32 protein-coding genes and 1 pseudogene are annotated in these 26405 nt (G+C 64.6%); 16 read left to right on the forward strand and 17 right to left on the reverse strand.

Annotated elements, in window-relative coordinates; genetic code table 11:
• Positions 1–39: 39 nt before the first annotated feature.
• Positions 40–1662: an ABC-F family ATP-binding cassette domain-containing protein gene (locus IVA87_RS20000; protein WP_247297277.1), complete on the forward strand. Its 1623-nt coding sequence runs from the start codon at positions 40–42 to the stop codon at positions 1660–1662.
• On the opposite strand, the pseudogene IVA87_RS20005 reads toward IVA87_RS20000, so the two are convergent.
• Positions 1659–2640 (reverse strand): annotated as a pseudogene (locus tag IVA87_RS20005) (glycerophosphodiester phosphodiesterase family protein). The gene IVA87_RS20000 and the pseudogene IVA87_RS20005 overlap by 4 nt on opposite strands.
• 142 nt (positions 2641–2782) lie before the next feature.
• Between IVA87_RS20005 and IVA87_RS20010 the strand changes: the two are divergent.
• A complete protein-coding gene (locus tag IVA87_RS20010; protein WP_247334678.1) occupies positions 2783–3658 on the forward strand; it encodes an MBL fold metallo-hydrolase in 876 nt (291 codons plus the stop codon).
• A gap of 42 nt (positions 3659–3700) precedes the next feature.
• Here the strand turns inward: IVA87_RS20010 and IVA87_RS20015 are convergent, their stop codons facing one another.
• Positions 3701–3949, reverse strand: a complete 249-nt coding sequence (locus tag IVA87_RS20015) for a hypothetical protein (protein ID WP_247277308.1) — start codon at positions 3947–3949, stop codon at positions 3701–3703.
• Between the two features lie 200 nt (positions 3950–4149).
• Between IVA87_RS20015 and IVA87_RS20020 the strand changes: the two genes are divergently transcribed.
• Positions 4150–4614, forward strand: coding sequence for a cupin domain-containing protein (locus IVA87_RS20020; protein WP_247297274.1), 465 nt, complete (start codon positions 4150–4152; stop codon positions 4612–4614).
• Positions 4615–4619: 5 nt separating this feature from the next.
• On the opposite strand, the gene IVA87_RS20025 is transcribed toward IVA87_RS20020, so the two are convergent.
• The gene (locus tag IVA87_RS20025; protein WP_247297268.1) at positions 4620–5582 is read right to left on the reverse strand and encodes an alpha/beta hydrolase; all 963 of its coding nucleotides are present in this window, start codon (positions 5580–5582) and stop codon (positions 4620–4622) included.
• Between IVA87_RS20025 and IVA87_RS20030 the strand changes: the two genes are divergently transcribed.
• The 3 genes from IVA87_RS20030 (at position 5581) to IVA87_RS20040 (ending at position 6858) form a co-directional block, all read left to right on the forward strand.
• On the forward strand, positions 5581–5823 hold the full coding sequence (locus IVA87_RS20030; protein WP_247297266.1) for a hypothetical protein: 243 nt from the start codon (positions 5581–5583) through the stop codon (positions 5821–5823). The genes IVA87_RS20025 and IVA87_RS20030 overlap by 2 nt on opposite strands.
• Positions 5824–6001: 178 nt before the next feature.
• Positions 6002–6160 carry a hypothetical protein gene (locus IVA87_RS20035; RefSeq protein ID WP_247297264.1) on the forward strand — a complete coding sequence of 53 codons (159 nt, stop codon included), beginning with the start codon at positions 6002–6004 and terminating at the stop codon, positions 6158–6160.
• Between the two features lie 107 nt (positions 6161–6267).
• The gene (locus tag IVA87_RS20040) at positions 6268–6858 is read left to right on the forward strand and encodes an NAD(P)H-dependent oxidoreductase (protein ID WP_247297262.1); all 591 of its coding nucleotides are present in this window, start codon (positions 6268–6270) and stop codon (positions 6856–6858) included.
• Positions 6859–6864: 6 nt separating this feature from the next.
• On the opposite strand, the gene IVA87_RS20045 is transcribed toward IVA87_RS20040, so the two are convergent.
• Both IVA87_RS20045 and IVA87_RS20050 read right to left on the reverse strand, forming a co-directional pair.
• Positions 6865–8946 (reverse strand): methyl-accepting chemotaxis protein, encoded by a 2082-nt coding sequence (locus IVA87_RS20045; RefSeq protein ID WP_247334683.1) that lies wholly within the window; start codon positions 8944–8946, stop codon positions 6865–6867.
• 93 nt (positions 8947–9039) lie between these two features.
• The gene (locus tag IVA87_RS20050; protein WP_247297258.1) at positions 9040–9483 is read right to left on the reverse strand and encodes a DUF1810 domain-containing protein; all 444 of its coding nucleotides are present in this window, start codon (positions 9481–9483) and stop codon (positions 9040–9042) included.
• A 212-nt stretch (positions 9484–9695) separates the two neighbouring features.
• Here IVA87_RS20050 and IVA87_RS20055 point away from each other — a divergent pair, with 212 nt between their 5' ends.
• The 3 genes from IVA87_RS20055 (at position 9696) to IVA87_RS20065 (ending at position 12170) form a co-directional block, all read left to right on the forward strand.
• Complete coding sequence (locus IVA87_RS20055; RefSeq protein ID WP_247297300.1) at positions 9696–10649, forward strand: DUF2778 domain-containing protein; 954 nt, start codon at positions 9696–9698, stop codon at positions 10647–10649.
• 66 nt (positions 10650–10715) lie between these two features.
• Entirely contained in the window at positions 10716–10973 is a 258-nt protein-coding gene (locus tag IVA87_RS20060) for a hypothetical protein (protein ID WP_247277300.1), read from the forward strand.
• A gap of 105 nt (positions 10974–11078) precedes the next feature.
• Positions 11079–12170 carry a substrate-binding domain-containing protein gene (locus IVA87_RS20065; protein ID WP_247334685.1) on the forward strand — a complete coding sequence of 364 codons (1092 nt, stop codon included), beginning with the start codon at positions 11079–11081 and terminating at the stop codon, positions 12168–12170.
• A gap of 59 nt (positions 12171–12229) precedes the next feature.
• Here IVA87_RS20065 and IVA87_RS20070 read toward each other — a convergent pair whose 3' ends face one another.
• The 6 genes from IVA87_RS20070 to IVA87_RS20095 all read right to left on the reverse strand — a co-directional run bounded on the left by IVA87_RS20070 (position 12230) and on the right by IVA87_RS20095 (position 17433).
• Positions 12230–13012, reverse strand: a complete 783-nt coding sequence (locus IVA87_RS20070) for an ABC transporter ATP-binding protein (RefSeq protein ID WP_247297253.1) — start codon at positions 13010–13012, stop codon at positions 12230–12232.
• The gene (locus tag IVA87_RS20075) at positions 13000–14055 is read right to left on the reverse strand and encodes a dihydrodipicolinate synthase family protein (RefSeq protein WP_247297251.1); all 1056 of its coding nucleotides are present in this window, start codon (positions 14053–14055) and stop codon (positions 13000–13002) included. The genes IVA87_RS20070 and IVA87_RS20075 overlap by 13 nt, the downstream gene beginning before the upstream one ends.
• 6 nt (positions 14056–14061) lie before the next feature.
• Complete coding sequence (locus IVA87_RS20080; RefSeq protein ID WP_247334687.1) at positions 14062–14883, reverse strand: GNAT family N-acetyltransferase; 822 nt, start codon at positions 14881–14883, stop codon at positions 14062–14064.
• Positions 14870–15907 (reverse strand): NAD(P)-dependent oxidoreductase, encoded by a 1038-nt coding sequence (locus tag IVA87_RS20085; RefSeq protein ID WP_247297247.1) that lies wholly within the window; start codon positions 15905–15907, stop codon positions 14870–14872. The genes IVA87_RS20080 and IVA87_RS20085 overlap by 14 nt, the downstream gene beginning before the upstream one ends.
• A gap of 26 nt (positions 15908–15933) precedes the next feature.
• Positions 15934–16704 (reverse strand): ABC transporter permease, encoded by a 771-nt coding sequence (locus tag IVA87_RS20090; RefSeq protein ID WP_247297245.1) that lies wholly within the window; start codon positions 16702–16704, stop codon positions 15934–15936.
• A gap of 81 nt (positions 16705–16785) precedes the next feature.
• Complete coding sequence (locus tag IVA87_RS20095) at positions 16786–17433, reverse strand: TetR/AcrR family transcriptional regulator (protein WP_249797067.1); 648 nt, start codon at positions 17431–17433, stop codon at positions 16786–16788.
• A gap of 100 nt (positions 17434–17533) precedes the next feature.
• Here IVA87_RS20095 and IVA87_RS20100 point away from each other — a divergent pair, with 100 nt between their 5' ends.
• From IVA87_RS20100 to IVA87_RS20120, 5 genes are all read left to right on the forward strand, one after another.
• Entirely contained in the window at positions 17534–18550 is a 1017-nt protein-coding gene (locus IVA87_RS20100) for an ABC transporter substrate-binding protein (protein WP_247297234.1), read from the forward strand.
• 264 nt (positions 18551–18814) lie between these two features.
• Positions 18815–19513, forward strand: coding sequence for a septum site-determining protein MinC (minC, locus tag IVA87_RS20105; RefSeq protein ID WP_247277291.1), 699 nt, complete (start codon positions 18815–18817; stop codon positions 19511–19513).
• Between the two features lie 18 nt (positions 19514–19531).
• Positions 19532–20347, forward strand: coding sequence for a septum site-determining protein MinD (gene minD / locus IVA87_RS20110; protein ID WP_247297223.1), 816 nt, complete (start codon positions 19532–19534; stop codon positions 20345–20347).
• Positions 20344–20628 carry a cell division topological specificity factor MinE gene (minE, locus tag IVA87_RS20115; protein ID WP_247297221.1) on the forward strand — a complete coding sequence of 95 codons (285 nt, stop codon included), beginning with the start codon at positions 20344–20346 and terminating at the stop codon, positions 20626–20628. Before minD ends, minE begins: the two co-directional genes overlap by 4 nt.
• A gap of 172 nt (positions 20629–20800) precedes the next feature.
• Positions 20801–20986 carry a hypothetical protein gene (locus tag IVA87_RS20120; protein ID WP_247277288.1) on the forward strand — a complete coding sequence of 62 codons (186 nt, stop codon included), beginning with the start codon at positions 20801–20803 and terminating at the stop codon, positions 20984–20986.
• Between the two features lie 20 nt (positions 20987–21006).
• Here the strand turns inward: IVA87_RS20120 and IVA87_RS20125 are convergent, their stop codons facing one another.
• Complete coding sequence (locus tag IVA87_RS20125) at positions 21007–21255, reverse strand: hypothetical protein (RefSeq protein ID WP_247297219.1); 249 nt, start codon at positions 21253–21255, stop codon at positions 21007–21009.
• Between the two features lie 113 nt (positions 21256–21368).
• Entirely contained in the window at positions 21369–21761 is a 393-nt protein-coding gene (locus tag IVA87_RS20130) for a hypothetical protein (RefSeq protein ID WP_247297217.1), read from the reverse strand.
• A gap of 127 nt (positions 21762–21888) precedes the next feature.
• On the opposite strand from IVA87_RS20130, the gene IVA87_RS20135 reads away from it, so the two are divergent.
• Positions 21889–22674: an SDR family oxidoreductase gene (locus IVA87_RS20135; protein WP_247334690.1), complete on the forward strand. Its 786-nt coding sequence runs from the start codon at positions 21889–21891 to the stop codon at positions 22672–22674.
• Here IVA87_RS20135 and IVA87_RS20140 read toward each other — a convergent pair whose 3' ends face one another.
• A complete protein-coding gene (locus IVA87_RS20140; protein WP_247277284.1) occupies positions 22675–22905 on the reverse strand; it encodes a hypothetical protein in 231 nt (76 codons plus the stop codon).
• A gap of 377 nt (positions 22906–23282) precedes the next feature.
• Positions 23283–24287 (reverse strand): hypothetical protein, encoded by a 1005-nt coding sequence (locus IVA87_RS20145; RefSeq protein WP_247334692.1) that lies wholly within the window; start codon positions 24285–24287, stop codon positions 23283–23285.
• A 287-nt stretch (positions 24288–24574) separates the two neighbouring features.
• Here IVA87_RS20145 and IVA87_RS20150 point away from each other — a divergent pair, with 287 nt between their 5' ends.
• The gene (locus IVA87_RS20150) at positions 24575–25228 is read left to right on the forward strand and encodes a L,D-transpeptidase (protein WP_247297211.1); all 654 of its coding nucleotides are present in this window, start codon (positions 24575–24577) and stop codon (positions 25226–25228) included.
• 82 nt (positions 25229–25310) lie between these two features.
• Here IVA87_RS20150 and IVA87_RS20155 read toward each other — a convergent pair whose 3' ends face one another.
• Together IVA87_RS20155 and IVA87_RS20160 are read right to left on the reverse strand one after the other, a co-directional pair.
• Positions 25311–25742, reverse strand: a complete 432-nt coding sequence (locus IVA87_RS20155; protein WP_247297209.1) for a hypothetical protein — start codon at positions 25740–25742, stop codon at positions 25311–25313.
• A gap of 118 nt (positions 25743–25860) precedes the next feature.
• On the reverse strand, positions 25861–26325 hold the full coding sequence (locus IVA87_RS20160) for a MarR family transcriptional regulator (RefSeq protein ID WP_247297207.1): 465 nt from the start codon (positions 26323–26325) through the stop codon (positions 25861–25863).
• Positions 26326–26405: the final 80 nt, after the last annotated feature.

The raw sequence follows: 26405 nt of genomic DNA on the forward strand, positions 1-26405 counted from the left end.
CTATGACGCTGCAACGCAAAAATTCCCCCAAAGACAAGCATGATCCGCCTCGACAACGTCAGCAAGCAAGCCGGCCACCAGATCCTGTTCATCGAAGCCTCCGCCGCTCTCAACAAAGGCGAGAAGATCGGCCTCGTCGGTCCGAACGGCGCCGGTAAGACCACCTTGTTCCGCATGATTGCCGGCGAGGAACTGCCCGATGAGGGCCAGGTCTCGACCGATCGCGGCATTACCATCGGCTATTTCAGCCAGGATGTCGGCGAGATGAGCGGCCGCAGCGCCGTGGCCGAAGTCATGAATGGCGCAGGTCCCGTCAGCGAGGTCGCGGCCGAGCTGCGCGAGCTCGAGGCTGCGATGGCCGATCCTGACAAGGCCGACGCGATGGACGAGATCATCGCCCGCTATGGCGAGGTGCAGCACCGCTTCGAGGAGCTCGACGGCTATGCGCTCGACGGTCGCGCCCGCGAGGCGCTCTCCGGCCTCGGCTTCAGCCAGGAGATGATGGATGGTGACGTCGGCAAGCTCTCCGGTGGCTGGAAGATGCGCGTGGCGCTGGCGCGCATCCTTTTGATGCGTCCCGACGTGATGCTGCTCGACGAGCCGAGCAACCATCTCGATCTGGAAAGCCTGATCTGGCTGGAAACATTCCTGCACGATTACGAAGGCACGCTGCTGATGACCTCGCATGACCGCGAGTTCATCAACCGCGTGATCTCCAAGGTGATCGAGATCGATTCCGGCTTGCTCACCACCTACGCCGGCGATTACGAATTCTACGAGCAACAGCGGGCGCAGAACGAGAAGCAGCAGCAGGCGCAGTTCGAACGCCAGCAGGCCATGCTCGCCAAGGAGATCAAGTTCATCGAGCGCTTCAAGGCGCGCGCCTCGCATGCCGCCCAGGTGCAGAGCCGGGTCAAGAAGCTCGACAAGATCGAACGCGTCGAGCCGCCGCGCCGCCGCCAGAGCGTTGCGTTCGACTTCCCGCCGGCGCCGCGCTCGGGCGAGGACGTCGTTGCGCTCAAGAACGTGCACAAGGGCTATGGCAACAAGCGCATCTATGATGGTCTCGATTTCATGATCCGCCGCCGCGAGCGGTGGTGCGTGATGGGCGTCAACGGCGCCGGCAAGTCGACGCTGCTCAAGCTGGTTGCCGGCGCGAGCGAGCCGGACAAAGGCACGGTGGCGCTCGGGGGCAGCGTCAAGATGGGCTATTTCGCCCAGCATGCGATGGATTTGCTCGACGGCGAGCGCACCGTGTTCCAGTCGCTGGAGGACGCGTTTCCAACCGCGGGGCAGGGCTCCTTGCGCGCGCTCGCCGGCTGCTTCGGCTTCTCCGGCGATGACGTCGAGAAGCGCTGCCGGGTGTTGTCCGGCGGCGAGAAGGCGCGCCTGGTGATGGCCAAGATGCTGTTCGATCCGCCGAACTTTTTGGTGCTGGACGAGCCGACCAACCATCTCGACCTCGCCACTAAGGAGATGCTGATCACGGCGCTGTCGGATTTCGAAGGCACCATGCTGTTCGTTTCGCACGACCGGCATTTTTTGGCGACGCTATCCAACCGCGTGCTGGAGCTGACGCCGGAGGGCATCCACCAATATGGCGGTGGCTACACGGAATACGTCGCACGCACCGGGCAGGAGGCCCCGGGATTGCGGAGCTAATCTTTGCTCTTGCCCGCGAGCTTGGCGATTGTCTCGATCTCGTTGGTCCAGATGCCGCCGGAATAGCCTTGCGGCAGCCGCGCGAACTTTCCGGCGTATCGATGCCGGTGGAGAACTCGCCGCTGCTGTAGGGACCGAGCACGAATACCGCGCTGTTGACCTCGTTCATCCGTGCAAGGAAGCGATCGGGCCAGCCCCATAGCCAAGGTGCAGCGTTGATCGGCACCAGCACCATGGCGTTGCGGCAAGCCGCAGGCACCAGGCCGGTCCAGCCATAACCGATATAGCGGATCAGACAGGTTCGGATGGCGGCGCGTGAAATCGTGCGGACGTCGGGGCTGAGGCGCCGGATCGCGTCGATCGGCTCGTCGCCGCCATAGACCATGATCGTTCGGCGGCGCTCGGCCGGCAGCGCGTTCAGTACGGTGGCAAGTTTCTCGCCTTCACTTGCGTCGCGGCTCTTCACGTTGATGAGGAACTGCCGGTCGGGGAAGGCGGCAAACACATCGTAGAGCGTTGGCATCATTCCGACGCCTTGCCGCGAAACGGGAATGTCTTGCCGCCGTCGGCGGTGTAGCCGTAGCCGACATCGAGCGTTTTCAGCCTCGCCATGCTCTGCTCGCGCGTGACGCCGTGGCCATCGGTGCGGCAGTCGAGCGTCCAATCATGGAATACGGCGAATTCGCCGTCGGTGGTCGGGTGCACGTCGAGTTCGACGACATCGGCACCGTCCTCGAAGCTCGCGCGCATCGAGCGCAGCGTGTTTTCCAGATAGTCGTGCGTCGTCCGCAACATTCGCGCGGCGGTGCAGGTGTCGCTCTTCAGGTCGCGCTCGTCGAAGCGTTGCGCCATGCCACGATGGGCAAGCAATACCGGCTTGCCGTCGCGATGGGGCGCCAGAAGACTGGTGTTGTTGATGTAGAGGCTAGCAGCGACGGCAATCATGGCCGCCGTCGCGAATTTCAGTTTCCTGCCCACGAGGTATTCCTATTCCGTGATCATGATCCGCGGGGTTTGGGGTTGATTTGCGGCGATCCAGGCATGGGAGACCTATGCGCAGCCGGGTTGAAGGCATCGAGTTCGTGCGTTACGCTTTCTCAAAAAGGGGAGCGAAACAACCATGAAGCAACTCCGGATCGGCGACATCACCATCGATGCGGTGATCGAGCGGGAAGGGCCGTGGCCGCGGCCGCAGGACTTTTTCCCGGCTTATGACGAGGGCGTGTTCAAGCGCCATCTGCCGACCATGGAGCCCGAAGTGTTCGACGCCGAGCGCGGCATGATGGTGATCACCTACCAGACGTTCGTGGTGCGCACGCCGCGCTACACCATTCTGGTCGACACCTGCACCGGCGAGGACAAGGGCCATCCGCCGCCGTTCGATTTTCCGGGCAAGGAGCGCTGGCGCAACGAACTGTTCGCGCTCGGCATCGGCTTCGAGCAGATCGACTACGTCTTCTGCACGCATCTGCACATCGACCACACCGGCTGGAATACGACCTTGCGCGACGGGCGCTGGGTGCCGACCTTTCCGAACGCGAAATACGTCTTTCACAAGGGCGAGTATGCGGCCTGGGAGGCCGAGCATGCCAAGGGCAGCAACCCGCCCGGCACCGTGTTTCGCGACAATTGCCTGCCGATCGTCGAGGCCGGGCAGGCGCTGCTGGTGGATGATGACTACGCGCTCGATGACACTGTGACGCTGACGCCGACGCCTGGGCATTCGCCCTGCCATTGCTGCGTGAACATTGTCTCCAAGGGCCAGCGCGCGGTGGTCGCGGGCGACCTCATGCATCACCAGATCCAGTGCCGCGAGCCGGAATGGTCGGCGAAGCCGGACTGGGATCCGAAGCAGTCGGCAGTGTCGCGGCGAAAATTCTTCGCGTCGGTTGCGGACACCGACACGCTGATTCTGCCGGTGCATTTTCCGGCGCCGACGGCGGGATGGATCAAGCCGCTGGACGGCGCGTTTGATTATCGCTTCAAGCGGGGGTGAAGCTCTGATTCAGAGGGGCGAAGGAGGAGAGGCAGCGCGCGGTTACGCGCCGACCTCGCACTTCTTCATAAAACTGTTCTTGGCGGCACCGGCGAGCGGCTTGCCGTCGGAGCCGACGGCCTTGGGTGCACAGGCGTCGGCCTTGCACTTTTTCAGGAACGAGGTCTTGGCGGCGCCGGCCAGCGGTTTGCCGTCCTTGCCGACCGCCTTGCTCTCGCAGGTGTCCTCGGCGAAGGCCGAACCCGCTGCAAAGGTGGCAACGACCGCTGCGAGCAAAATCCGCTTCATCATGGGTGTCTCCCTAAACCAGAATGGCGGGAAGATTGGAGCCGGGAATCATGGCGCAATCAAGCAGGATGAGCGGGCGCCGTCCGGTCGGCCTGCCAATTTTTCGGGCGCGATCGGCAAACGCCCCCACTTGTTGCACTGCTCGCTGACCGGGCGGGGCGATCCTGCTAGCTTCGAACAGTTGAGAGAGAGGGAGCATCGTGATGGACGCCGTGAGCCCCGAAGACCAGGCAGCCGCGGATCGGCATTCTCATCTGGTTCGTCCCCAAGACATGGATTGGCAAAAGACACGCTTTCCGGGCTGCGAAGCCAAGACGCTGCTGTTCGACCGCAGCAGCGGTCTGATGACCGCCTTGATGCGCTTTGCCCCGGGATCGGTGCTGCCCGATCATGAGCATGTCGGCATCGAGCAGAGCTACGTCATCGAAGGCGCGCTCGTCGACAAGGAGGGGCCGGCCAAGGGGATCGCCTGCAAAGCCGGCGAATTCATCTGGCGCGAGGCAGGCAGCCGGCACGCCGCCTGGTGCCCGGAGGGCGCCCTGATCCTGGCGATCTTCCAGGTGCCGAACAAGTTCTTCGAAGCCGACGGCCGCGTCGTCGACGCTGCCGGCCAGGATTGGGACGAAACCTGGGGGCACACTGGCGAGCAGCGGGCGCGGAGCATCTAGCGCTGTCAGACGCCGCGCATGAGCAGGGCCTTGAAGTCGGCGCGTGCACGCTGCGCCTCGGCGCGCGCGACGTCCGAGGCATCGCCCATGCCGAAATAGCCATGGATCAGGCCGGGACCCTCATGGTGCTTGACGCGGACGCCGGCCGCCTCCAGTGCCCGCGCATAGGCCGCGCCCTCGTCGCGCAGGGGATCGAACCAGGCGGTGGTCACGACCGCGGGTGCGACACCGGCGAGAGATGCCGCGCGCAGGGGTGAGACCCTCCAGTCCGAAGCAAGGCGGGGATCGGCGAGATAATGGCCGCAAAACCATTCCATCGTGGCACGCGTCAGGAAATAACCATCGGCATTCTCGGCGCGCGAGGGATAGCGCGCGTTCTCGCGCGCATCGGCATAAGCACCGAGGACGTCGGTTACGGGATAGACCAACAATTGCGCGGCAAGCTTGATGCCGGCATCGCGGCAAGCGATCGCGGTGGTCGCCGCGAGATTGCCGCCGGCGCTGTCGCCGGCCACGCCGACGCGCTTCGCATCGCCGCCAAATTCCGCGACGCGGTTGAAGATGTCACTGACGGCGGCGAAGGCATCCTCGAAGGCGCCGGGAAAGCGCGTCTCGGGCGGACGGCGATAGTCGACGGAGACGACGACCGCGCCGGTCTCGATCGCGAGGTTGCGCGCCTGCCGGTCGTGGGTTTCGAGATCGCCCGCAACCCAGCCGCCGCCATGGAAGAACACCACCGTGGGTGCAGGTGTCGAGCCGATCCGATAGACGCGTGCGTCGAGCGGGCCAGCGCCGCCTTTCACCTTGATATCCCGCACGCTATCAACGCGCGGTGGCGGGATGGCCGCACGCGAGGCAGCCAGTGCGCGCAAGGAGTCGCGGGCGCTCTGTGGCGTCATCGTGGCGGGATCGCGCATCGGCATGAGCGGAATGATCTGGGCGATGACGGGATCTAGCGGCGCGGCCATGGCGTATCTCCTCGCGGGGTTCTTGGTCTTGCTTGCGGGTCAGCATAGATTTTGCGCGCCGCATCGGCAACCGGCGCTCTGCCGCAACACCGGTCGAACGGGCAGGGAGATTCCGGAGGACGAGGTGATCATGACCTGCGTTGCGCTGAGCTATCCCGACGACAGCTTTGCCGCGAATGCAGTTCGCTCGGACCGCGAACATAACGACGAGTTCGTGCGCTACGTGGGTTTTGCCGAATAGCACGACGTGAAGGAGATTATTCTCCGGCGGAATTTTTTTGGCGCGGAGTCGTTAGCGGCCTCTTGCAATCTCGAAGGTGCGGGAGGAACAATATGCAGACTAAGAGGTTTGTTGCTGGCGCGAGGGAATTGACATGCGGCGGCTGGCTAGCCTGGTTCGACGTTTATTTGGTCCGCGAATGCGGCGCCCGATCGATGACGATCCAAGTCTTCCTTTCACACCCGAGGAGCTCGGCCGGCTGATCCGCAGTGGCAAGCACGAGGACATGAAGCTGCTGGCCGACGGCCTGGCCTGCCGGTCCATTCCGCACCGCGCCAGATATCGCGCGACGCACTGAAGCGCCGCGACGCTCGAGCATCGCGACGCTCAAGTATCGCGACACTCAAGCGCCGCGACAAAGAGAATCGCTCCGCGCCTCAGCGACATGCTAGGATGCGGCCCATCATGAGCAATCGCATCCTCGTCCTCTACGGTTCCTATCGTTCCGACCGCATGGGCATCCGCCTTGCGAACTTCGTCATCAATCGTCTGCGCGGTCGCGGCCAGGAGGTCGAATTCATCGACGCCAAGACGATCGGCCTGCCGATGCTGGACCGCATGTACAAGGAATATCCCAAAGGCACCGCGCCGGAGGCGCTGGAAAGGCTGGCCGGACAGATCCGCGGCGCCGACGGTTTTGTCTTTGTCACCGGCGAATACAATTGGGGCATCCAGCCCGGCCTGAAAAACCTCACCGACCATTTCCTCGAAGAATGGTTCTGGCGTCCGGCTGCGATCGCGAGCTACTCGGCCGGCCGGCTCTCGGGCGCGCGCGCCGCGACCGCCTGGCACGGCACGCTGTCGGAGATGGGCATGGTGGTGGTGTCGAGCACGATCGGCGTCGGCCCGATCGCGCAGACGCTGTCGGACGACGGAGAGCCGATCGGCGACGGCGGCAAGGCGCTGGAACGCTCGTTCCCGCGCTTTGCCGACGATCTTGCGTGGTGGATCGAGGCGGCCAAGGCGCAGCGGGCGCGCAAGGCGCCGCCTTATTGAGACGTCTTACGCCGCCCTGACCTCGCCAAGGAAGCGGTCGAACTGTCCGGCGAGATCGCGCGACTGGGTCGAGAGCTGCTCGGCGGCGCCTAGCACCTCCCGGGCGGCGGCTCCCGAGTCATCCGCGGCGCGTTGCACGCCGGAGATGTTGCTGTTGACTTCCTGGGTGCCGCGGGCGGCCTCCTGGACGCTGCGGGCGATCTCCTTGGTGGCCGAGCCCTGCTCCTCGATCGCGGCGGCAATCGCAGCGCCAATCTGGTCGATCTCGGCGATGACGTCGGCGACGTTGCGGATCGCGGCAACGGTCTCGTCGCTCGCGCTCTGGATCGCGGTGATCTGCTCGGAGATTTCGGTGGTGGCCTTGGCAGTCTGGCCGGCCAGCGACTTCACTTCGGAAGCAACCACCGCAAAGCCGCGGCCGGCATCGCCGGCGCGGGCGGCCTCGATGGTCGCGTTCAGCGCCAGCAGGTTGGTCTGCTCGGCGATGCTCTGGATCAGCGTGACGACGTCGCCGATCTTCTGCGCGCCCTCGGCGAGCGTGCGCGCGGTATCGCCGGTGCGGCGGGCATTGTCGACGGCGCGGGCGGCGATCTCGGTGGATTGCGCGACCTGACGGCCGATCTCAGCGATCGACGAGGTCAGCTCCTCGGTGGCGCTGGCAACCGTCTGCACGTTGGTCGAGGTCTGTTCGGAGGCGGCGGCGACGATTGCGGCCTGGCTGTTGGTCTGGGCCGCGGTCGAGGTCATCGACTGTGCCGTGCTTTCCATCGTCGCGGAGGCCCGGGACAGGCCGCCGACCAGCTCGGTGACCTTGGCCTCGAAGGCGCGGGTGAGGTCGTCAAGCGCCTGGGCACGGCGCATCTTGCCGTCGTTCTCGGCCTGCTTCTCGGCGGCGAGCCGGTCGGCCCGGATCATGTTGTCCTTGAACACCTGAACCGCCGCGGCCATCGCGCCGATCTCGTCGGAGCGCTCGGCACCGGGGATGCCGTCGGCAACCTCGCCATCGGCAAGCCGCGACATCCGCCTCGTCAGGCTGACGATCGGGGCGCAGACGCGGCGGCGAACCACCACAATGAGGCCGACGCTGGCGACCAGCACGGCAAGGAGGCCGACGAGGGCGAAGGTGAAGCTGGTGCGTGCGGCCGAGGAGGCGCCGGCAAGGATCTGCTCGGCGTTATCATAGAAGGCGTCGCGAACGTCGATGATGGTGCCGAGGCCGCGCTGCGTGGCGGCGTAATAGGTGTCCACGTCGTGTTCGTACTTGCCGCTGACCGCGCCGTCCTTCACCAGCTTGAGCTCGCGGCCGAACTCCTCGACATAGACCGCGTTGAACTTCTCCAGCGCAGCGGCGACGTTCCTTGGAGTCGCCGGATTGCCGCGCAGTTCCTGTAGCGTCATCACGATCTGATCGTTGCGGCCCTGCGAGCGGCTGATCTCGGCCTTCTCGGCGTCGGTCGCCGGTTTCTTGCCGCCGACGAGATTCTTGTGCAGGCTGGAATTGAAGCCGCCGATGTCACGCAGCGTCATCGCGATGTTGGCGTAGCTGGCCTGCCGGTAGGCGTCGCCGTTGAGAATCGCCATGCGGCGGACCTGCTCGTTGAGCAGCGCGGTCACGCCGCTGTTGAGCACGGCATTGTCGGCGACGATCTTCTTGGCCGCGTCCTTGCGGGCCTCTGCCGGCCCTGCGAGCGCCTTATCGATGGCCTCGCGCAGCGCCGTGAATTTCGCATTGATGCCGTCGATGTTGCTGCCGATGGTGCTGCCGTCCTCGAAGGAGCCGGGCAGCTCTTTGCGCAGCGCGTTCATCCTGTCGCGAGCACCGTCGGTCTGCTTGCGCAGCTTGTCCTGTTCGGCAAGCAGCGCAGGGTCGATCGTGGCGGGGCCGTAGAGAATGTTGGTGGAAAAGCCGCGCTCCGGGTTGAGATAGCGCGGGATGTCGCTGGCCGCTCGGACGATCGCCAGGCGGCCTTGCGCCTCGCCGATCCGCTCCATCATCTGGTATTTGGTCACGGCGACGTAGACGGCGAGGCCGCCGCCGACGGTCGAGAGCGAGACGATGGCGGTGGTCAGGAGCGTACCGATTTTCATGATCTGTCCGGCAATTGGCGCGGGGAGAATTATTTTGCTCGGAAGATAGGCAGCCGGTATTAATCTCGGGTTTACGCTGCCGCTCGCGTCAACTCAGCCGGATGCCCGTCCGTCGAGCTTCGCCAGGATCTCCAGCGTGGCGCGATCGCGTTCGCCGGCGAAGTAGCGGGCGAGGGCCTCGCCGAAAATAGGCTCATTGGAAACCGCACCGAACAGCGTCATCGACGAGCGGAATTTCGTATCATCCGGCGCGCCCAGGATCGCGTTGATGGTCCGCCCCTGAACGGCGAGCACGAGCCTGGTACATTCGATCAGGCGCGCCCCGAGGACGGGATGGGCGAGATAGGCCTGGGCCTCCGCGCGGGAGCCGATCGCGTAGCGCTGCGACATGGCGCTGACGCCGAGGCCGGCGACCTGCGGGAAGATGAACCACATCCAGTGAGTCTGCTTCCGGCCCCGGGCCAGCTCGCCCTGCACGTCGCGATAGACCGGGTCCTGGGCCCGGATAAAGCGCTCGAGATCGAAAGGATCGGTCATTGGATACCTTGGGAAAGCCTTGCCGGACCCGTTGCCAGCCCTTGCCGGCCGCGATTATGCCTAACTTTTGGCTCCCAATGTGGTAGCTGGTATAGAGTCTCCGGGTGGGGGTTGGGCACCCCCGGGGTCGATTTGGGGATCTGATGGTTTCCGACGCAGCACATGCCGGGAGGCTGTTGTCGCGCCGCCGTGTCGGGCGAGCCGAAGCGATTTTGCTGTCTCTGGCAGCGATCGCGCTGGCGCTTGGCGCCGCCGCGTGGGTCGCGGATATGGGCGATTCGTCCCCACTGGTCTCCGCCGCGTTGCCGCCGGCCAATGCCCCTTCATTCGAGGATCGTTTCGCTTCGGCCTCCGGCAATCCGCCGGCCCGCGAACTCGGCCTCCGGACGCTGGAGCGCTCCGCCCTGAACGCGGTCCAGCTCAAGCTTCGCGATGCCAAGGCCATGCTGGCTGAGAGGCTCCAGGGCGACGACTGGCGCTCGATCCTGACCGAAGAAGACGATCGGCCTGCGGCCGAGGAGGCGAGGCCCTCGCAGCGCGCCGACACCATCCCGATGCCGCGCTCGCGTCCGGTCCAGGCCGATCTCGCCTCCCAGATCGCATCCAGCCAAGCGTATGCCGACACTGGTTCACGGGTCGATAACCGCAATTTCTTCGAAAAATTCACCGACAAGATCAAGCTGGCCTCGCTGACGCCCGACAGCGGCCTGTTCGGCAAGGCGCCCGATCTTGCGGCCCTCGGCTACGATTCGCGGACGGCGGTCTATGACATCTCGGCCAAGGCGGTTTACCTGCCAAGCGGCGTGGCGCTCGAGGCCCATTCCGGCTTAGGCCCGCTGATGGACAACCCCGACCATGTCGATCGGCGCATGGTCGGCGCGACGCCGCCGGCGACCTACGAGCTGAAGCCGCGCGAAAAGCCGTTCCATGGCGTCCGCGCGCTGCGCATGACGCCGGTCGAAGGCACCAACGCGCTCGGGCGCGTCGGCCTGCTCACCCACAATTACATGCTCGGACCGCGCGGCGATTCCAACGGTTGCGTCTCGATCAAGGACTATGACCGTTTCATCAAGGCCTACGACAATGGCGAGTTCAACCGTCTGGTCGTGGTGCCGAGCCTGCGCGGCTCTGCGACCGCTTCGCAGCGCGCGAGCACTGATTCCTGAGACTTGCCTGCCGCGGCGGGGCTGCCGTTTCCCCTTCGTTAAGTCGTCCTCGTCCAGAAGCAGCCCATGAGTGATCCATCAAACTCCGAGACCCCGCTGCGGACGACGTTCAAGATCAAGCTGAACGGTGACACGCTGGCGATTGCGACCGTCGGCCAGGCCTATCAGTTCCTGACCAATTTCAAGTCTGTGGAATGGATGGAATTCCGCTCCCTGCATGAGGATGCTGTCGAGGCGCTGGAGGGCGCTGCCGGTAACGCCATGTTGGCAGTGCAGGCAACCAACGCCGTGCGCGCGCTGTTCGTCAGTGCGAAGCTGCTCTGACGGGCTCACAGTCCCGCAGGCCCGATGGACCCCAGCGCAATTCGAGGACGGACATCGTGGCCGAACGCCGATATGCTTGAGATTTACTATTAGGGAGAGACCCCAATGAAACGCCGTACATTTCTCAAGGGCGGCGCGGTCGCCGGCGCGACGACGCTGGTTGCGGCCCCTGCGCTCGCGCAAGGCGCGCCCGAGATCAAATGGCGCCTAACCTCGAGCTTCCCGAAGTCGCTCGACACCATCTACGGTACGGCGCAGACGTTCGCGAAATACGTCGCGGAAGCGACCGACAACAAATTCCAGATCCAGACCTTCGCCGCCGGCGAGCTCGTGCCCGGCCTGCAGGCGCTCGATGCCGTCAGCACCGCCTCGGTGGAGATGGCGCAGACGCCGCTCTATTTCTACATCGGCAAGGAGCCGGCGCTGGCCTATGCCACCGGCGCGCCGTTCGGCATGAACCATCGCCACCAGGAATCATGGTGGCACCTCGGCGGCGGCGCCGATCTCACCAACGAAGCGCTCAAACCCTTCAAGGCCCACGCCATCCTCTGCGGCAATTCCGGCACCCAGATGGGCGGCTGGTTCCGCAAGGAGATCAAGACGGTCGACGAACTCAAAGGACTCAAATTCCGCATCGCGGGCATGGGTGGCCATGTGCTGGCGCGGCTCGGCGTCGTCCCGCAACAGATCGCCGGCGGCGATGTCTATCCGGCCCTCGAGAAGGGCACGATCGATGCCGCCGAATTCGTCGGTCCCTATGACGACGAGAAGCTCGGTTTCCAGAAGGTCGCCAAATACTATTATTTCCCGGGCTGGTGGGAAGGCGGCGCCATGCTGCACATGATCGTCAACGATGAGAAATGGGCCTCGCTGCCCAAGCAATATCAGGCGATCGTCAACCAGGCGGGATCTGCGGCCGGCGCCTGGATGCTCGAGAAATACGACAGCGTGAATCCGGCGGCGCTGAAACGGCTGATCGCCAATGGCGCGGAGCTGAGGGCCTTCCCGCAGCCGGTGCTGGAGGCCTGCTACAACGCGACCCAGGATCATCTGAACGAGCTCGCCGCCAAGAGCGATCTGTTCAGGCGGACGAAGGACAGCCACGACGCCTATATGAAGGAGCTGCTGTTCTACACGCAGATCGCGGAGAACTTCTACGACAATTATCTGCTCAGCAAGACACGCAACAAGAGCTGAGCGCGCAGCTCTCGTAGCAACCATCTTAATGGTTGCTACGAGAATTTTCGTACGGCGAGCTACGTCGCGCCTAGTCCCAGCTTCGCATAGATCCTTCGCGCATAGACGCCGAACGCATCCGTGGTCTTCAGCGGAAGGTCGCGCGGGAAGGGCAGGTCGATCGGGAAATAATCGGCCATCTTCGCCGGACCCGCCGTCAGCACGGCGCAGTGCGAGGACAGGAAGACGGCTTCCTGGATCGAGTGCGTGACGAAGATGATTGTCTTGCCGCTCTCACGCCAGATCCGCAGCATCTCGAGATTCATCTGCTCGCGCGTCAGCGCATCCAGCGCACCGAACGGCTCGTCCATCAGGATCAGCTTTGGATCGTGAATGAATGCGCGCGCGATCGCGGTGCGCTGCTGCATACCGCCGGAGAGCTGCTGCGGATATTTGTGCTCGTAACCGGCAAGCCCGACCAGATTGAGCAGATCGTGCGCCCGCGCACGCGCGGCCTTCATCGGCAGGCCGACGATCTCGGCCGGCAGCAGCACGTTGTCCAGAATGGTGCGCCACTTCAAGAGCAGTGCCTGCTGGAACACCATGCCGATGTCGCGGGTCGGATCGAACGGGCTCTTGGCATTGCCGATTGTCACTGTGCCGCCGTCAGCGCCGTGCAGCCCAGCCAGGATCTTCATTACCGTGGTCTTGCCGCAGCCGGAGGGGCCGACCAGCGAGACCAGCTCACCTTCCTGCACGTCCATGGTGACGTCGGAGACTGCCAGGAATTCGGCGCCGCCGCTGCGGTAGACTTTCCGGACGCCGCGCAGGCTGATGAAGGGCTCGGAGCTCATGCCAGCCATTTGTTCAGATGGGCGGCGACGAAGGCATCGTCGCTGAGATCGGCGTGCTCGCGACAGACGCGGTCGATCTCCTGCTTCTGGCCGGGGCTGAGGCCCTCGTTCGGATCGAGGCACCACAGGCCCTGCATCAGGCCCTGACGCCGCAGCACCTCGTGGCAGCCGGCGATGCAGCCGTGAAAGTTGTTGGCGACGTCGAAGAACGCGCTGTTGCAGTCGGTGACGCGGGCGTCGAGCGCGAGCAGGTCGGCCGGAACGCTGTCCTTGTGCCGCGCGGCCTTGCAGCGCTCGAAGAGTTGTATGGCGCTTGCGGTCCACACCGACCAATGGCCGAGCAGGCCGCCCTTGAAGTAGGTTCGCGTGGTGATGCCCTTGTCGCGCAGGTCGAACGGCAGGGTGAGGTCGAGCAGGATGTGGTCGTCATTGCCGGTGTAGAGCGCGACGCGGTCGAGTGCGGCTGCGGCGGCAACACCGCGGAGCACGTCGAGAGTCCTGTAGCGGTTAAACGGCGCGATCTTGATCGCGATGACATTGTCGATCGAGGCGAAGCGCTGCCAGAACTGGCTGGAGAGGATGACGCCGCCCACGGCCGGCTGGAGGTAGAAGCCGACCAGCGGGATCTCCGCGGCCACCGCCGTGCAATGCGCGATGATCTCATCCTCGGAGGCGCTCTTCATCGCGGCGAGGCTGAGCAGGCCGGCGTGATAGCCGACGTCGCGTGCGGTGCGGGCCTCAGCGATTGCCTGGCTGGTTGGGCCGGCAAGGCCTGCGACCATCGCCAATGGACGCTTGGTCCAGCTCGCGGCTGTCTCGGCGGCGAGCTCGAGCACGGGACGGTAGAGGCCGACGTCGCGAATCGCGAACTGCGTCGTGTGCACGCCGACGGCAAGGCCGCCTGCGCCGGCATCGACGTAATAGCGCGTCAGCGCGCGCTGATGCGTCTTGTCGAGCTGGCGCTCGGCGGTGAGGGCGAGGGGATGCGCCGGCAGCACGGTGCCCTCGGCGATCAGCTTGCGGATGTCGCTGTTGATCTGGCTGTGGTGCATGATGTCCTATCCGAATTCGGGGCCGGCGACGGCGAATGGCGTTTCTTCGGCCGCGGCGGTTGGAGGGCCGAACCGCATGCGCTGAAACGGCCGCTCGATGGTCCAGCCCGAGGCGGTCAATCCGTCGAGGAACGCGGGTTGCGAGGCGACAGCGTCGAGCAGGAGCGGGCCATTCTCGGATCCCGCAATCACGCGAACCAGAGCCAGCGCTTCGACGGCATGATCCGCGAACAAGGGGCCGATATGGCGCGCGGTTCTGCCATCCCGGACGAGCGTAATGCTGCTATTGGCTGCGACGATACGCGACCCGGCGCGCTGTGCGAGGGCGGTCAGCAGAGCGGTCCGTTCGAAACCTGTGGCGCGCTGGTCGCGGGCACAAAGCGCCTCGAGCGTTGCGGCCGACGGCGCCGCCGCAGATGCCGGCGTAGGTTTCATCAGCTTCAGCCGCCGCAATTGCAGAGTCGGTGTGAAGCCGAGGCGCCCGTAGACGGCGGCGCCGTCGGGCGTCGCATCGAGCCAGCTCGTGAGACCGTTCTTGCGCGCCGCTTCCAGGCAGGCATCGACGAGGCGTGTCGCCAGACCACGGCGGCGATGCCTTGCCGACACCAGCACCATGCTGATCCAGGCGTTGTTGCCGGAATACGGCAGCAGTGCTGCGGTCGCCACCAGTCGCGCGCCCTCGCGGATGCCGAACACGACACCATCGCGCAGGAAAACGCGCCAATCCTGTTCGGTCTGGTTCCAGCGCGCTTCCGTCGACAGCGCCAGCCCGGCGTTCGCATCGGCGACGCCGAGCTTGATGACGGGCGGACCGTCAGTAGCGTCCATCGCGCACCTCGTATTTGGTGGGCTTGCCAAGCGTCGGCATGGCGCGGGAGACCCAGTCCGCGGTCCAGGCGATCAACTGCTCGGTGTCGACGACCGGCAAACCGAACAGTTCGACCGCTTTCGACGTGTCGGTCAGCCATGCCGTCGGCTCTTCCTTGCCTGTCAGCACCGGTGCGCGGCCGAACCTCGCACCGAACTTCTGCGCGAGATCGCGCACCGCGAGGATCTCGTGGCCGCTGACATTGATCGGGGAGGTCGGTGTCGTGCAATGGGCGAGGCAGCGCAGCGCCTGGGCGGACGCATCGCCCTGCCAGATGAAGTTGACGTGACCGAGGCTGACGTCGATTGGCGTGCCCGTCAGCACTTTCGTGGCGATGTCGTGCAACACGCCATAGCGCATGTCGATCGCGTAGTTGAGGCGGAACAGGCGGCCCGGTGTTCCGAATTTGCGCGAAAAATATTCGAACATCCGCTCGCGTCCGACGCAGGACTGGGCATACTCGCCGGGCGGGTTCGGCGCCATGTCCTCGGTCGAGCCCTTACCGTCGACGGGGACAAAGGGATAGATGCAGCCGGTCGAGAACGCCACGATCCGGGACGCGGGGAAGGCCTGCGCGACCAGGGCCGGCACATGCGCGTTCATCGCCCAGGTCAGCGACAGATCGCCCTCCGCGCCGAACTTGCGGCCGGCCATGAAGATGATGTTGGGCGCCTTCGGCAGCGCGTGAATGGCGCTTTCGTCCATCAAATCGCAATTGATCGTCTCGATGGCGCGCGCGTGCAGCCAGTCCTTGACACTGGCGTCGCTGAAGCGCGCGACACCGATGACGCGGCGGTCCGGCGCGGCAGCTTTTGCGAGCCCCGCCAGCGTCGGGCCCATCTTGCCGGCGACGCCAAGGATCATGATGTCGCCCTCGACGTTCCTGAGGTCATCGATCAGTGCCTGCGTCGGCCGGCACAGGAGCTCGTCGAGCGCAGCGACGTCAGGGATGGTCTTGGGCAGGGTCTGGCGGGTGAGCAACATGGATTTGGTCCTTAGTTCTGCCGTTGTCAGGTCTGTCTCGCGTCGCCAACCACGAACATGCGTTCGAGGGCGAGCACCAGGCCGTAGAGGGCGACCCCCAGCAGCGTTAGCAGCACGACGGCCATCACCATCGCGGGCGTGTCGAGCGACGACTGCACCTGGATCATGAGGTAGCCCAGCCCGCGCTCGGAGGCGATGAACTCGCCGACGATGGCACCGGCCACCGCGAGGATGGCGCCGACCTTCATGCCGGAGAAGATGTAAGGCAGCGATCCCGGTAGCTGGATCTTTCGGAAAAGCGTCCAGCGCGAGCCGCGCAGCGATTTGACGAGATCGAGCAGATCGGGCTCGACCTCGCGCAGGCCCCGCGCGGTGGTGAGCAGGATCGGAAAGAAGCAGATGCTGAAGGCGATCAAAATGTTCGGCACGATGCCGTAGGAGAACCAGACGATGAAGAGCGGGCCGAGCGCGACCTTCGGAATCATGTTCAGCGTCACGAACAGCGGCAGCAGCGCGAGGCTGAGCAGCGGCGCCCAGCTGAAGATCACGGCCAGCGCAACGCCGACGAAGGCGCCAAGCGCGAAGCCGCCGAGGATCTCGATCGCCGTCACCAGCGTGTTGGCACCCCAGGCATAGCCTGTGGTTGCCAGCGTCTGCACGGTGGCGAGCGGCGAGGGCAGGATGAATTTCGGCACGTGGAAAGCATCGACCGCGACCTGCCAGAGCACGAGCACAGCAAGATGCACGATCAGGATGATCGCAAAGCTGCGCGAGGTGCGGGCCGCGTCTCCTGTCACCGATTGCTCCCTGTTGCGACGGTCACTTGCCGCTACGACGAGCCTAACCGGCTTTGAGCGAAGTTTCAACCAGTTGGTTGATTAGGGTCGCAGCGACTGCAGCACCAAATCGGCGACGTGCCTGCGGCGGGCGCGGCGCTGGGTGCGGCTCGACAGGTCCTTACCGAAGATCGCCGACAGCGTCGGCGTGTTGGAGAAGAAGAAATAGCTGAGGCCCGCAATCGAGATATAGAGCTGAACGGGATCGATCCCCTTGCGGAACACGCCGGCGCGTACCCCCTCGTTGAGGATGTGGGAGACGCTTCTCACCAGCGGGGAATGCATCGCCTCCAGCCGCGTCGAGCCGCGGACGTGGCGAGCGCCGCCGCGGTTCTCGTCGTTCAGAAGCACGATGAAATCGGGGTTTGCCGCCAGATGGTCGAATGAGGCTTCGATCAGCCTGCGGATGGCCTTTTCCGGCGGCAGGCCTTCGAGCTTGAGCTTGCGCTCCTGCTCGCGGATGTCCTCATAGACCCATTCGAGCACGGCGAGGTAGAGCGCGTCCTTGTCGCCGAAATAGTGATAGACGAGCTGCTTGTTTACGCCGGCACGCTCGGCGATCTCGTCGACGCGGGCCCCCGCAAAGCCGTGCCGGGCGAATTCCAGCCGCGCCGCGGTGAGCAGCTTGTTGCGGGTGGCGACGGGATCACGGCGCTGCGGCACGGTGTCGCCAGATCGTTTTGCAGGCATTTCCAACCAAACAGTTGACAAGTTGAGGGCGGGCTTGTTGCATTGGTATCCTCACATGGCGAGAGCGACAAGCCGGGTCGCGGCAATGAGGAGAGGTGCGATGAAGCATTTGCAGGCGGCGGGCTCTGCCCTGGTATTGGCGCTGACGCTCGGTGTGTCGGCGATGCCTGCGCGCGCGGGCGAGGCGGTCAATCTGATCCTGAACTGGACGCCGACGGCCGATCACTCGCCGTATTATTACGCCAAGGCTCAAGGCTGGTACGAGAAGGCGGGCATCGACCTGACGATCGAGACCGGCAAAGGCTCCGGCGTCTCCGCCGCCAAGGTCGGCTCCGGCGGCTCGCCTTTCGGCGTCGCCGATCTCGCCACCATGCTGGTGGCCAAGAGCAAGGGCGCCGACACGGTTGCGGTGATGAGCGTCTATGCCAATACCGGCCAGACCTTCTACTGGCTGAAGAGCTACGGCGTGAACGGTGTGAAGGACTTTGCCGGGCACAAGATCGGCAACCCGCCTGGGGATGCCTCGCGCGTGATGTGGCCGGCCTTCGCCAAGGCCGCAGGTCTGGCGCCCGATTCTGTCGGCTTCGTCAATGTCGGGCCGACCGCGAAGATCGCGGCGCTGAAGAGCCACACCGTCGACATCATCAGCGACTTCTACAACGAGCACGATCTGAAAGTGATCGAGTTCGGACCCGATCTCGGCTACATCAACTGGAAGGACATCGGGCTCAATCCCTATGGCAATTCGCTGATCGTCAACGGCGCTTATCTGCAGAAGAATCCCAAGGTGGTCGAGGAGTTCGTGCGCGTCACGCAGAAGGCCTTTGCGGCTTGCGTCGCCGACGTCACGCCATGCCTGAAGGCGCTGCTCGATCAGGTCTCCGGTCTCGACAGGGAGAACCAGGAGCGCCAGTGGGAACGCATCAAGTCCCTGATGACCGACGAATTCACGACGACGAAGTCGCTCGGCTGGATCGACGGCGAGCGGATGAAGAAGGACTACGAGCTGGTCCAAACCTATCTCGGTATGGAGAAGCCGTTCGACGTGTCGACGGCGTTCACGACCAAGATGCTCGATCCCTCCATCAAGATGGATGCCAGCAAGGTGAAGAAGTAAGGGCTCTCCCGACATGCCGCGGGCATGCCCCCGTGAAGGCGGGGCGTCCAATACGCCGCGGCCTATCCAGCATCCACAACCATCTCAAGTACTGGATCACCTGCCGTCGCGGGTGATGACAGCGGTGTGCTGGACGAGAGCGCCCGCGCGACGCGCGGCCGCTAGCCCAACGGATTCCACGTGACCCCGCGGGGAAATTAACCGGCCATTAACCATATCCGCCGCATCGTTAACCATTCAATAATTGGGAACGAGTCGGCCGATATGGAGGCTGCAGTAAAAACTCAACGCCAAATGGTGCGCCTGCGGGGGCGCTCCTATGTGGCCTTCGTGTTCGTGCCGACCGTTCCGATCCTGGACTGGCTCCAGGAGATCGATGCGACGATCGCCCGCTCGCCGGGCTTCTTTGCCGGCCGGCCCGTGGTGATCGACCTGTCCTCGGTCGATCTGAGCCAAGCCGGCATCGGCCATCTCTTGACCAGCCTGCAGGACCGCAACATCCGCGTGCTCGGCATTGAAGGCGTGGAAGAGGCAAGGCTGACCCCGACGATGCCACCGCTGCTCTCGGGCGGACGCAGCTGTGTGGTCGAGCCGAACGCGCCCAAGAAGACCGAGACGAAGGCCGAGACCAAGCCGACCTCGCTGCTGCTCGAGGCTCCCGTGCGCTCGGGCCAGACCGTGATCTTCCCCGAAGGCGACATCACCATTCTCGGCTCCGTCGGCTCCGGCGCCGAGGTCGTCGCCGGCGGCTCCATTCACATTTACGGCGCGTTGCGCGGCCGCGCCATGGCCGGGGTCAACGGTCACACCAGCGCGCGCATCTACTGCCAGAAGATCGAAGCCGAACTGCTTGCAATCGATGGGTTTTATCAGACTGCCGACGACATCGACGCCGCCCTGCGCGGCCAGCCTGCCCAAGCCTTTCTGCAAGGCAACACCATGCGAATTACCGCGCTGAACTGACCAGAGGAGATTTTTGAAATGGCTAAGGTACTGGTCGTGACATCAGGCAAGGGCGGGGTCGGCAAGACCACGACCACTGCCGCACTGGGGGCCGCGCTCGCGCAGCGCGGCGACAAGGTCGTCGTCGTCGATTTCGACGTCGGCCTGCGCAATCTCGACCTCGTAATGGGCGCCGAACGCCGCGTGGTGTTCGACCTCATCAACGTAGTGCAGGGCGTAGCCAAGCTGCCCCAGGCGCTAATCAAAGACAAGCGGCTGGAGAATCTCTGGCTGCTGCCGGCCTCGCAAACCCGCGACAAGGATGCGCTGACGGAGGAGGGCGTGGGCAAGGTCATCGCCGATCTGCGCAGCCGGTTCGACTGGGTGATCTGCGATAGCCCGGCCGGCATCGAGCGCGGCGCCTCGATGGCCATGCGCTTTGCCGACGAGGCCGTGATCGTCACCAATCCGGAAGTCTCCTCGGTACGCGATTCCGATCGCATCATCGGCATGCTCGATTCCAAGACGGTGCGGGCCGAGAAGGGCGAGCGCGTCGAGAAGCACGTTCTCATCACCCGCTACGATCCCTCCCGCGCCGCGCGCGGCGAGATGCTGACCATCGACGACATTCTCGAGATCCTCGCCACGCCTTTGCTCGGCATCATCCCCGAGAGCCAGGACGTGTTGCGCGCCTCGAACGTCGGTACCCCCGTGACGCTGTCGAACGCGGACGGCGCACCGGCGCGGGCCTATAGCGACGCGGCGCGGCGGCTGTGCGGCGATACCGTGCCGATGCAGGTTCCGACCGAGCGCAAGGGCTTCATGGATCGTCTGCTGCGACGGAGGGCTGCATGAGCATGGGTCTGCTCCGGCTTCTGCGCGGCAACAAGGCCTCGTCTGCTCCCGTCGCTCGCGAACGGTTGCAGATCCTGCTCGCGCATGAACGAGGGATGCGTGGCCAGCCCGATCTGCTCGGGGTGCTGCGTGAGGAAATACTCGCCGTCGTGTCCAAGCACGTCAAGCTGGACCCGACCAAGGTCATCGTCCGGCTCGAGCGCGGCGACGATGTGTCGACCCTAGAGGTCGATATCGAGGTGCCCAACGATTTCGAGCGCAAGCGCGTGGCGGTCGCGTAGGGGACGCGGCAAGCGACTTTCATTGGGGTGGGTGAGAAGGCGGTCCGCCGGGCATGGCGGGCCGCCTTTGTCGCGAGGTAAGCGGAACGGGTCGCATGGCGAGATCGTTGTGGGAGACCCGCGGAGCGCCGCCGAGCCGGGCGCCGCGGTTTCCTTCAAACGGAGAGCGCCCATGATGTCCGAGCTCCAGGTCCACACCGTCGCGCGGCAGATGCTGGAACAGCATGGATTCGCTGCGATTGCGAAGGCCGCCGAGCAGGCGCAGGCCTGCGAGGGCCGCGGCGAGGCCGAAGAGGCCAAAGAATGGCGTCACATCGCCGATGCCATGAAGATCATGCGCGGTCCGCACCAGAGCTGACGACTTAAGCGCGGGCGTACTCAACGCTCGCCGCGATCGGTGGCTTGCGTTGAACGTCGATTCTGCGTCTGGGGCTGCGCCCGCTCGCCTGTGGCTTTGCAGGGAAGGGGTTCCCACGAGCCGTCCGGCGCCTGCTGATAGGCAGTACAGGGCGACGAAGTGGATTTTTCCTCGCTTCTCTGGGCGTCGGAATTCTTCGCCAGCACGGGCGCAGTCAGCACCGTGGCGGCCGCAATCGCGCCGGCGAAAACGAAATGGATATTCCGCATCAGGGCTCTCCGGTTCGAATTCGAAGAGGCCGCATGCTGTGGAGAATTGTGACGATTTTTGGTCGGGAGCGTCGGCTGTTGGCAGCGTGCTTAACGCTGCAACAGCCGCCTCGTTAGCCGCCCTTGCTGCGGATCAATCCGGCGAGGTTGGTCTTCTGGGCCTCGCACCAGCCGGGCATGCCGAGGCGGCGCTGGTCCATGTCGGTCGCCTGGGTGGCGACTGCGACCTCCGCCATCAAATCGTCGTCCTGCTTCTCGCCCATCTTGCCGCCGGTGTGCATCCAGGCGATCGCCTTGCGCACCTTCTCGGTGGTGCCGTCAGGCAGGTGCATCTGCTGCGCCTTCTGCACGAGGTCCTGATAAACGAGATCCGTGTTGGGGCACTCGACCTTGGCGGCGAAGGCCTGCAACACCATCGTCACATAGGTCGACCGCGGCGGCGCGTCGGCCGCCTGCGCCGGCGCGGCCAGCAGCAACAAGCCCGTCATCAGAAAACCGGTGCGCATCCTTGGTCTCTCCTCCGTTTTTTTGAGAGGCTAGCGTCCGCCGCGCTGCTCCGCAATGGTGCCGGGAGGCCATTGTCGTTCCTCGGCGCGGCGCGCTAGATTGTGTCCGCCGGCCCCGGAACGCAACATGAGCCTGTTCAGCACGCCATTCGACCCCGCACGCGACATCGCGCTCGTCACCGGCGCCGGCAACGGCATCGGCCGCGCGATCGCGCAGGCTCTGGTCGGCGAGGGCGTCCGGACCGTGTTTGCCGATATCAATGCCGAGCGGGTGAGGGTCGCGATCAGCGCGAGCAAGAGACCCGAACTGGCGGTGCCCTGGATCGGCGATCTCGCCAGGCTCGAGGCATGCGATGAGCTGCTGGCCGCCGCGCAGACAGCGCTCGGGGACATCACGCATTTCGTCCACAGCGCGTCTCCGCCCCGGCGAGAGGCGGACCATGCGCTCGCGGTCGATCGCCAAACCTGGCAGCAGATGCATGCCGTCAATCTCGATGCCGGCTTCCATCTGGCGCGCGAGATCGCGACACGGCTGATCGCGGCGAAGCGGCCGGGCTCGTTCCTGTTTCTCACCTCGCTGCATGCCGGCACGCCGCGCAACCTGCCGCACTATTCGACGGCGAAGGCGGCAATGGCGATGCTGGTGAAGGAGCTCGCCAAGACGTTTGGCCGCCACGACATCCGTGTCAACGCACTGGTGCCCGGCGCGATCGCAGCCGGCGGATTCGTCGCGGATGCCGCGCTGGCGCGGCACATTCCGCTCGGGCGCCTCGGCGAGGCCGATGACCTCGCCCCGATGGCGCTGACCGTCTTGTCGAACAAGCTGTCCGGTTACGTCACTGGCGCAGCCTTCGTCGTCGACGGCGGATTGTCGCTGACGAACTGGTTCGAAGCGCCAGTGGTTGACGTATAGCTAGCGCTGCCACGCAGGGACGGGATCGAGCGGCGTGCGATAGACCTCGTTGTGATCGCGGTCCGTGACGCGCACCGAGCAACCCTTCTGCTGGAGCTCCGGCTTCACCTGGGACAGCTCGGTCGCCAATTGATCGGCCCGATCGGAGGCGACCTCGATGTCTTCGAGGATGATTCCACCCTGGTTCTTGAACTCTTCACCAACCACAAGATCGAAGGAGTAGTAAGGCATCCGAATTCCCCGGTGTGACGACCCAAGTTTGAAAAACGAGTCTTCAACGGAAAGTCTCGACACACCCGGCATGGTACCACTGAGTCGATCGTTTCGAATGAACCGGCCGCGCAATCTCTGTGCTTATGGCGCAGAAATGATGTGCAGCAAGCGGGCCCGTTAAGAATTTATTAAATATGCGGCGTGATCATAAAGCATGGAATTGCAACAGAACCGGGCTCCGGGAACCGGCAGTTGCAAGAGAAGGCCGCCGGCATAGATCCCGACGGCCTTTTCTCTTCGGAAGACACGCAAAGCATCGCTTCCCGTAATCGTCCGGACTCAACGCATTACATCGACTCGGACAGCGTAGGCGACGTTGCGACGCTGGTGTCGCGCTAGCGCAGCGGCATTGGCGGACGCACGACAGGTCCATCGTCATCGGCTACGGCTTGCGACGTCGCAACCGGCGGCGGGACCGCCGCAGCCTGCGATGGCGGCGGAGGTGCAAGCGGTGCTGGCGTATAGGCCGGCATGTAGGTCTGGCTTACGGCCGGCTTGGGCTTGCGAACTGGCGGCATCGCAGGCCGCGGCGGCAGCGCAGAGGTGCGCGCGCGCGGATCGGCCGGCTTGGTCTCAACAGCCACCGGCCTGGGCGCAGGCGGCTTCGCCATCTCGCGCGCCATCTGCTCCTGTCCGGCCTTCAGCTCGGCGATGTTGGCCTTGAGCTGCTCGATCTGCTGCGCCATCGCGGCGAGATCGTTCGTCATCGACTGCATCGATTGCGCGGTATCGGGCTGCGCTGTCGCGGGCGCGGCGGCAAGCTGGGTTGCAGGCGGCGTTGCAGATTGCTCCGCCGTTTGTTCGGCTGCCGCTGGTGCTGCGGGCGGGGCGGCTTGCGCCGCGGCGACGGGCGTCGTCTGCGACGTCGAAGACATCAGCGACGTCGAAGGCATCAGCGACGCCAATACCGGCGTCCATTCGGCGAACATTTGCTTTGCTGTGTCGCCATGCTTCTCCCAGCCAATCGCGGCAGCCGCGCTGCCGCCGGCGAACAGGAACGTGACGAACGCACCGCGCAGCCACTTGCCAACCGCGGATCGCTTCCGATGGCCGGCACCATCGCTGGCCGTCACGCGAACCGCCGTGTCGACCGAAGGTGCCGCGGCGGGTTTTCCGTAGACGACGTTGATGGTGGGCTCCGGCGCACGCGCCGGACTCGGAGCGAACTTCGGCTCCGGACGGGGCGCGGTCTCCGGCGCCAGCGCCGGTGCCGCGCTCCCCGGGCGCGAGGCCAGCACGATCTCGGGAGAAATCTGAACCGAGTCGTGCGGATCGTTGTCCTTGACCGTGTCCTTCACGATCTCATCGACGATTTGCTTGCTGTTCAGCGTCGCCAGCATCGCAGCTCCTTTGAAGCCCAGATGTTTAAAGCCTTGGTCGTCCGCATTGGCGCGAGCCGATCATCTGTTGTGGTGGGCCCATCCCAAGTCCCGGGGAGCACGAGTCCAGCCGGGTTTGACCAAAGCAAGGCAAGGAGATGGAGATGATGCGACGCTCTCCTGCCGTTTGTGGTGATGGAACCCGCCTTGTCGAACACGTGTAATTGTTCCGCGCTTGCCTTGTTTTTTGCACGATTTTGACAGCATGTAGTGGCGCTGGGGGTGCTATCCGCTATCGGGGGCCGGCGGTGCCAAGATCTTTAATCATTCTATTCGTTGCTGCTCTGCTGCCGCTCGGCGGTTGCATGCAGACGACTCTCTCTCCGTCGACCGACGCGAGCATGACACCGCGCGACCGGCAGCTGCTCGCGCATGCGCCTTACGCGAGGGCGAACGTGCCCGAGCAATATTTGCGCCACATCGTCGATTACCATCGCAAGGAGCAACCAGGGACCATCCTGGTCGATACCGATGCGCGCTATTTGTATTTCGTGCTGCCCGAGGGCAAGGCGATCCGCTACGGCGTCGCGGTCGGCGAGGAAGCCATGGCGTTCTCAGGCGTCGCCCGCGTCGGCCGCCTGGCAGAATGGCCGGACTGGGTTCCGACGGCGGACATCCAGGCCCGGCTCGGGCCATATCCGGCGCGCGTTCCCGGTGGCCCGGCCAATCCGCTGGGGGCCCGGGGAATCTACCTCTATGTCGGCAACAAGGACACGCTCTACCGCATCCACGGTACCAATCAGCCCGAATATATCGGGCAGGCGATCTCTTCAGGTTGCATCCGGATGCGCAACGAGGACGTCATCGATCTCTATGACCGGGTGAAGCTCAATTCGACGGTCGTGGTGCTGCCGCCGGGGCAGAACGCGCAGGCCGAGACGGGCACGCGCTGGCGCAGCTGAGGGCTGAGCGATCGGCCGCTTCTGTCGCTCATGATCATTGATCATTGCCAGCAATCGGCGACATGGGTCGTCCCGCGCCGTCTTATTCCGGCCTGGCGATCCGCCATTGCAGCGTCGTGGCATTGCCGTTGGCATCGCCCGGCGCCTTGTCGGCGGGCGAGGTGTAGAGCGGGCGATAACGGTAGGCCCACATCTTGCTGCCGTCGTTGCGGTTGATCACGGTGAAATCGCCGACAGCCTTGGCGTCGGCGGTCGCGGCGAGCGGGACCCAGCTCTCGGTGCACTTGCCGTTGCAGTTCGATGTCTTTCCGGTGGTGTCGCGCTCGTAATAGTAGAGCGTCATGCCTTTGAGATCGACCAGCTTGGGACCCTGCTTGGTCAGGACCACCTTCGCCGGCGCGATCGTCGCCTCAGGTTTCGGCGGAGGCGGAGATTCGCCGCCGCCATGGCCGTTTGCGAGCGCATGACCTGCCGAGAGCGCGATCGCCGCGGCCGCAACAACGAACCTGAACATCCGAAACCCCCGAGCCGCAAAGTTAACCGCGCGTTAAACGCCGAACGGGCCGACCGTAGCAGCCGAACGTTAGTTCCAGGTTTCGCGGCGCTGCGACAATGCGTACAAAACGACGGGCCTATGCCGGCACTTCGCGCAGCGGCGCGCGACTGAGCTCGTTGCCGGCGGCAATCGCCTTGCGCAAGAGCCGCATCAGCTCCTCGCCTTCCTTCGCGCTGAGGCCGCGCAGCATGATGCGCTGCGCAGACTCGACGGCGGGCGTGATCTTGCGCAGCGTGCGCCGGCCTTCGTCGGTGATCTCGAGCTCGCGCGCGCGGCGGTCGCGGCTGGAGGGGCGGCGCTCGGCAAGGCCCTTCTGCACCAGGCGATCGATTACGCCGGTGATGGTGGTGCGGTCATAGGCGATCAATCCCGCGAGCGTCACCTGATCGAGCCCCGGATTGGCCTTGATGGTCGCGAGCGCGGCATATTGCACCGGCGTGAGATCGAAACCGGCATCTGCGACTTCAGCCAGGAATACCGCGACCGCGATCTGCTGGAACCGGCGCGCCAGATGCCCGGGCATGTCGTTGTTGTCTTTCACTGGATTCTCCGTTTGGGCAGGGACGGGCCGGTCGTTGACAAGTATACTGATAGTCAGCATACTGAGCAATATCCAAAGAA

This window comes from Bradyrhizobium sp. 147 (genome assembly GCF_023073935.1).
Lineage (GTDB): Bacteria > Pseudomonadota > Alphaproteobacteria > Rhizobiales > Xanthobacteraceae > Bradyrhizobium.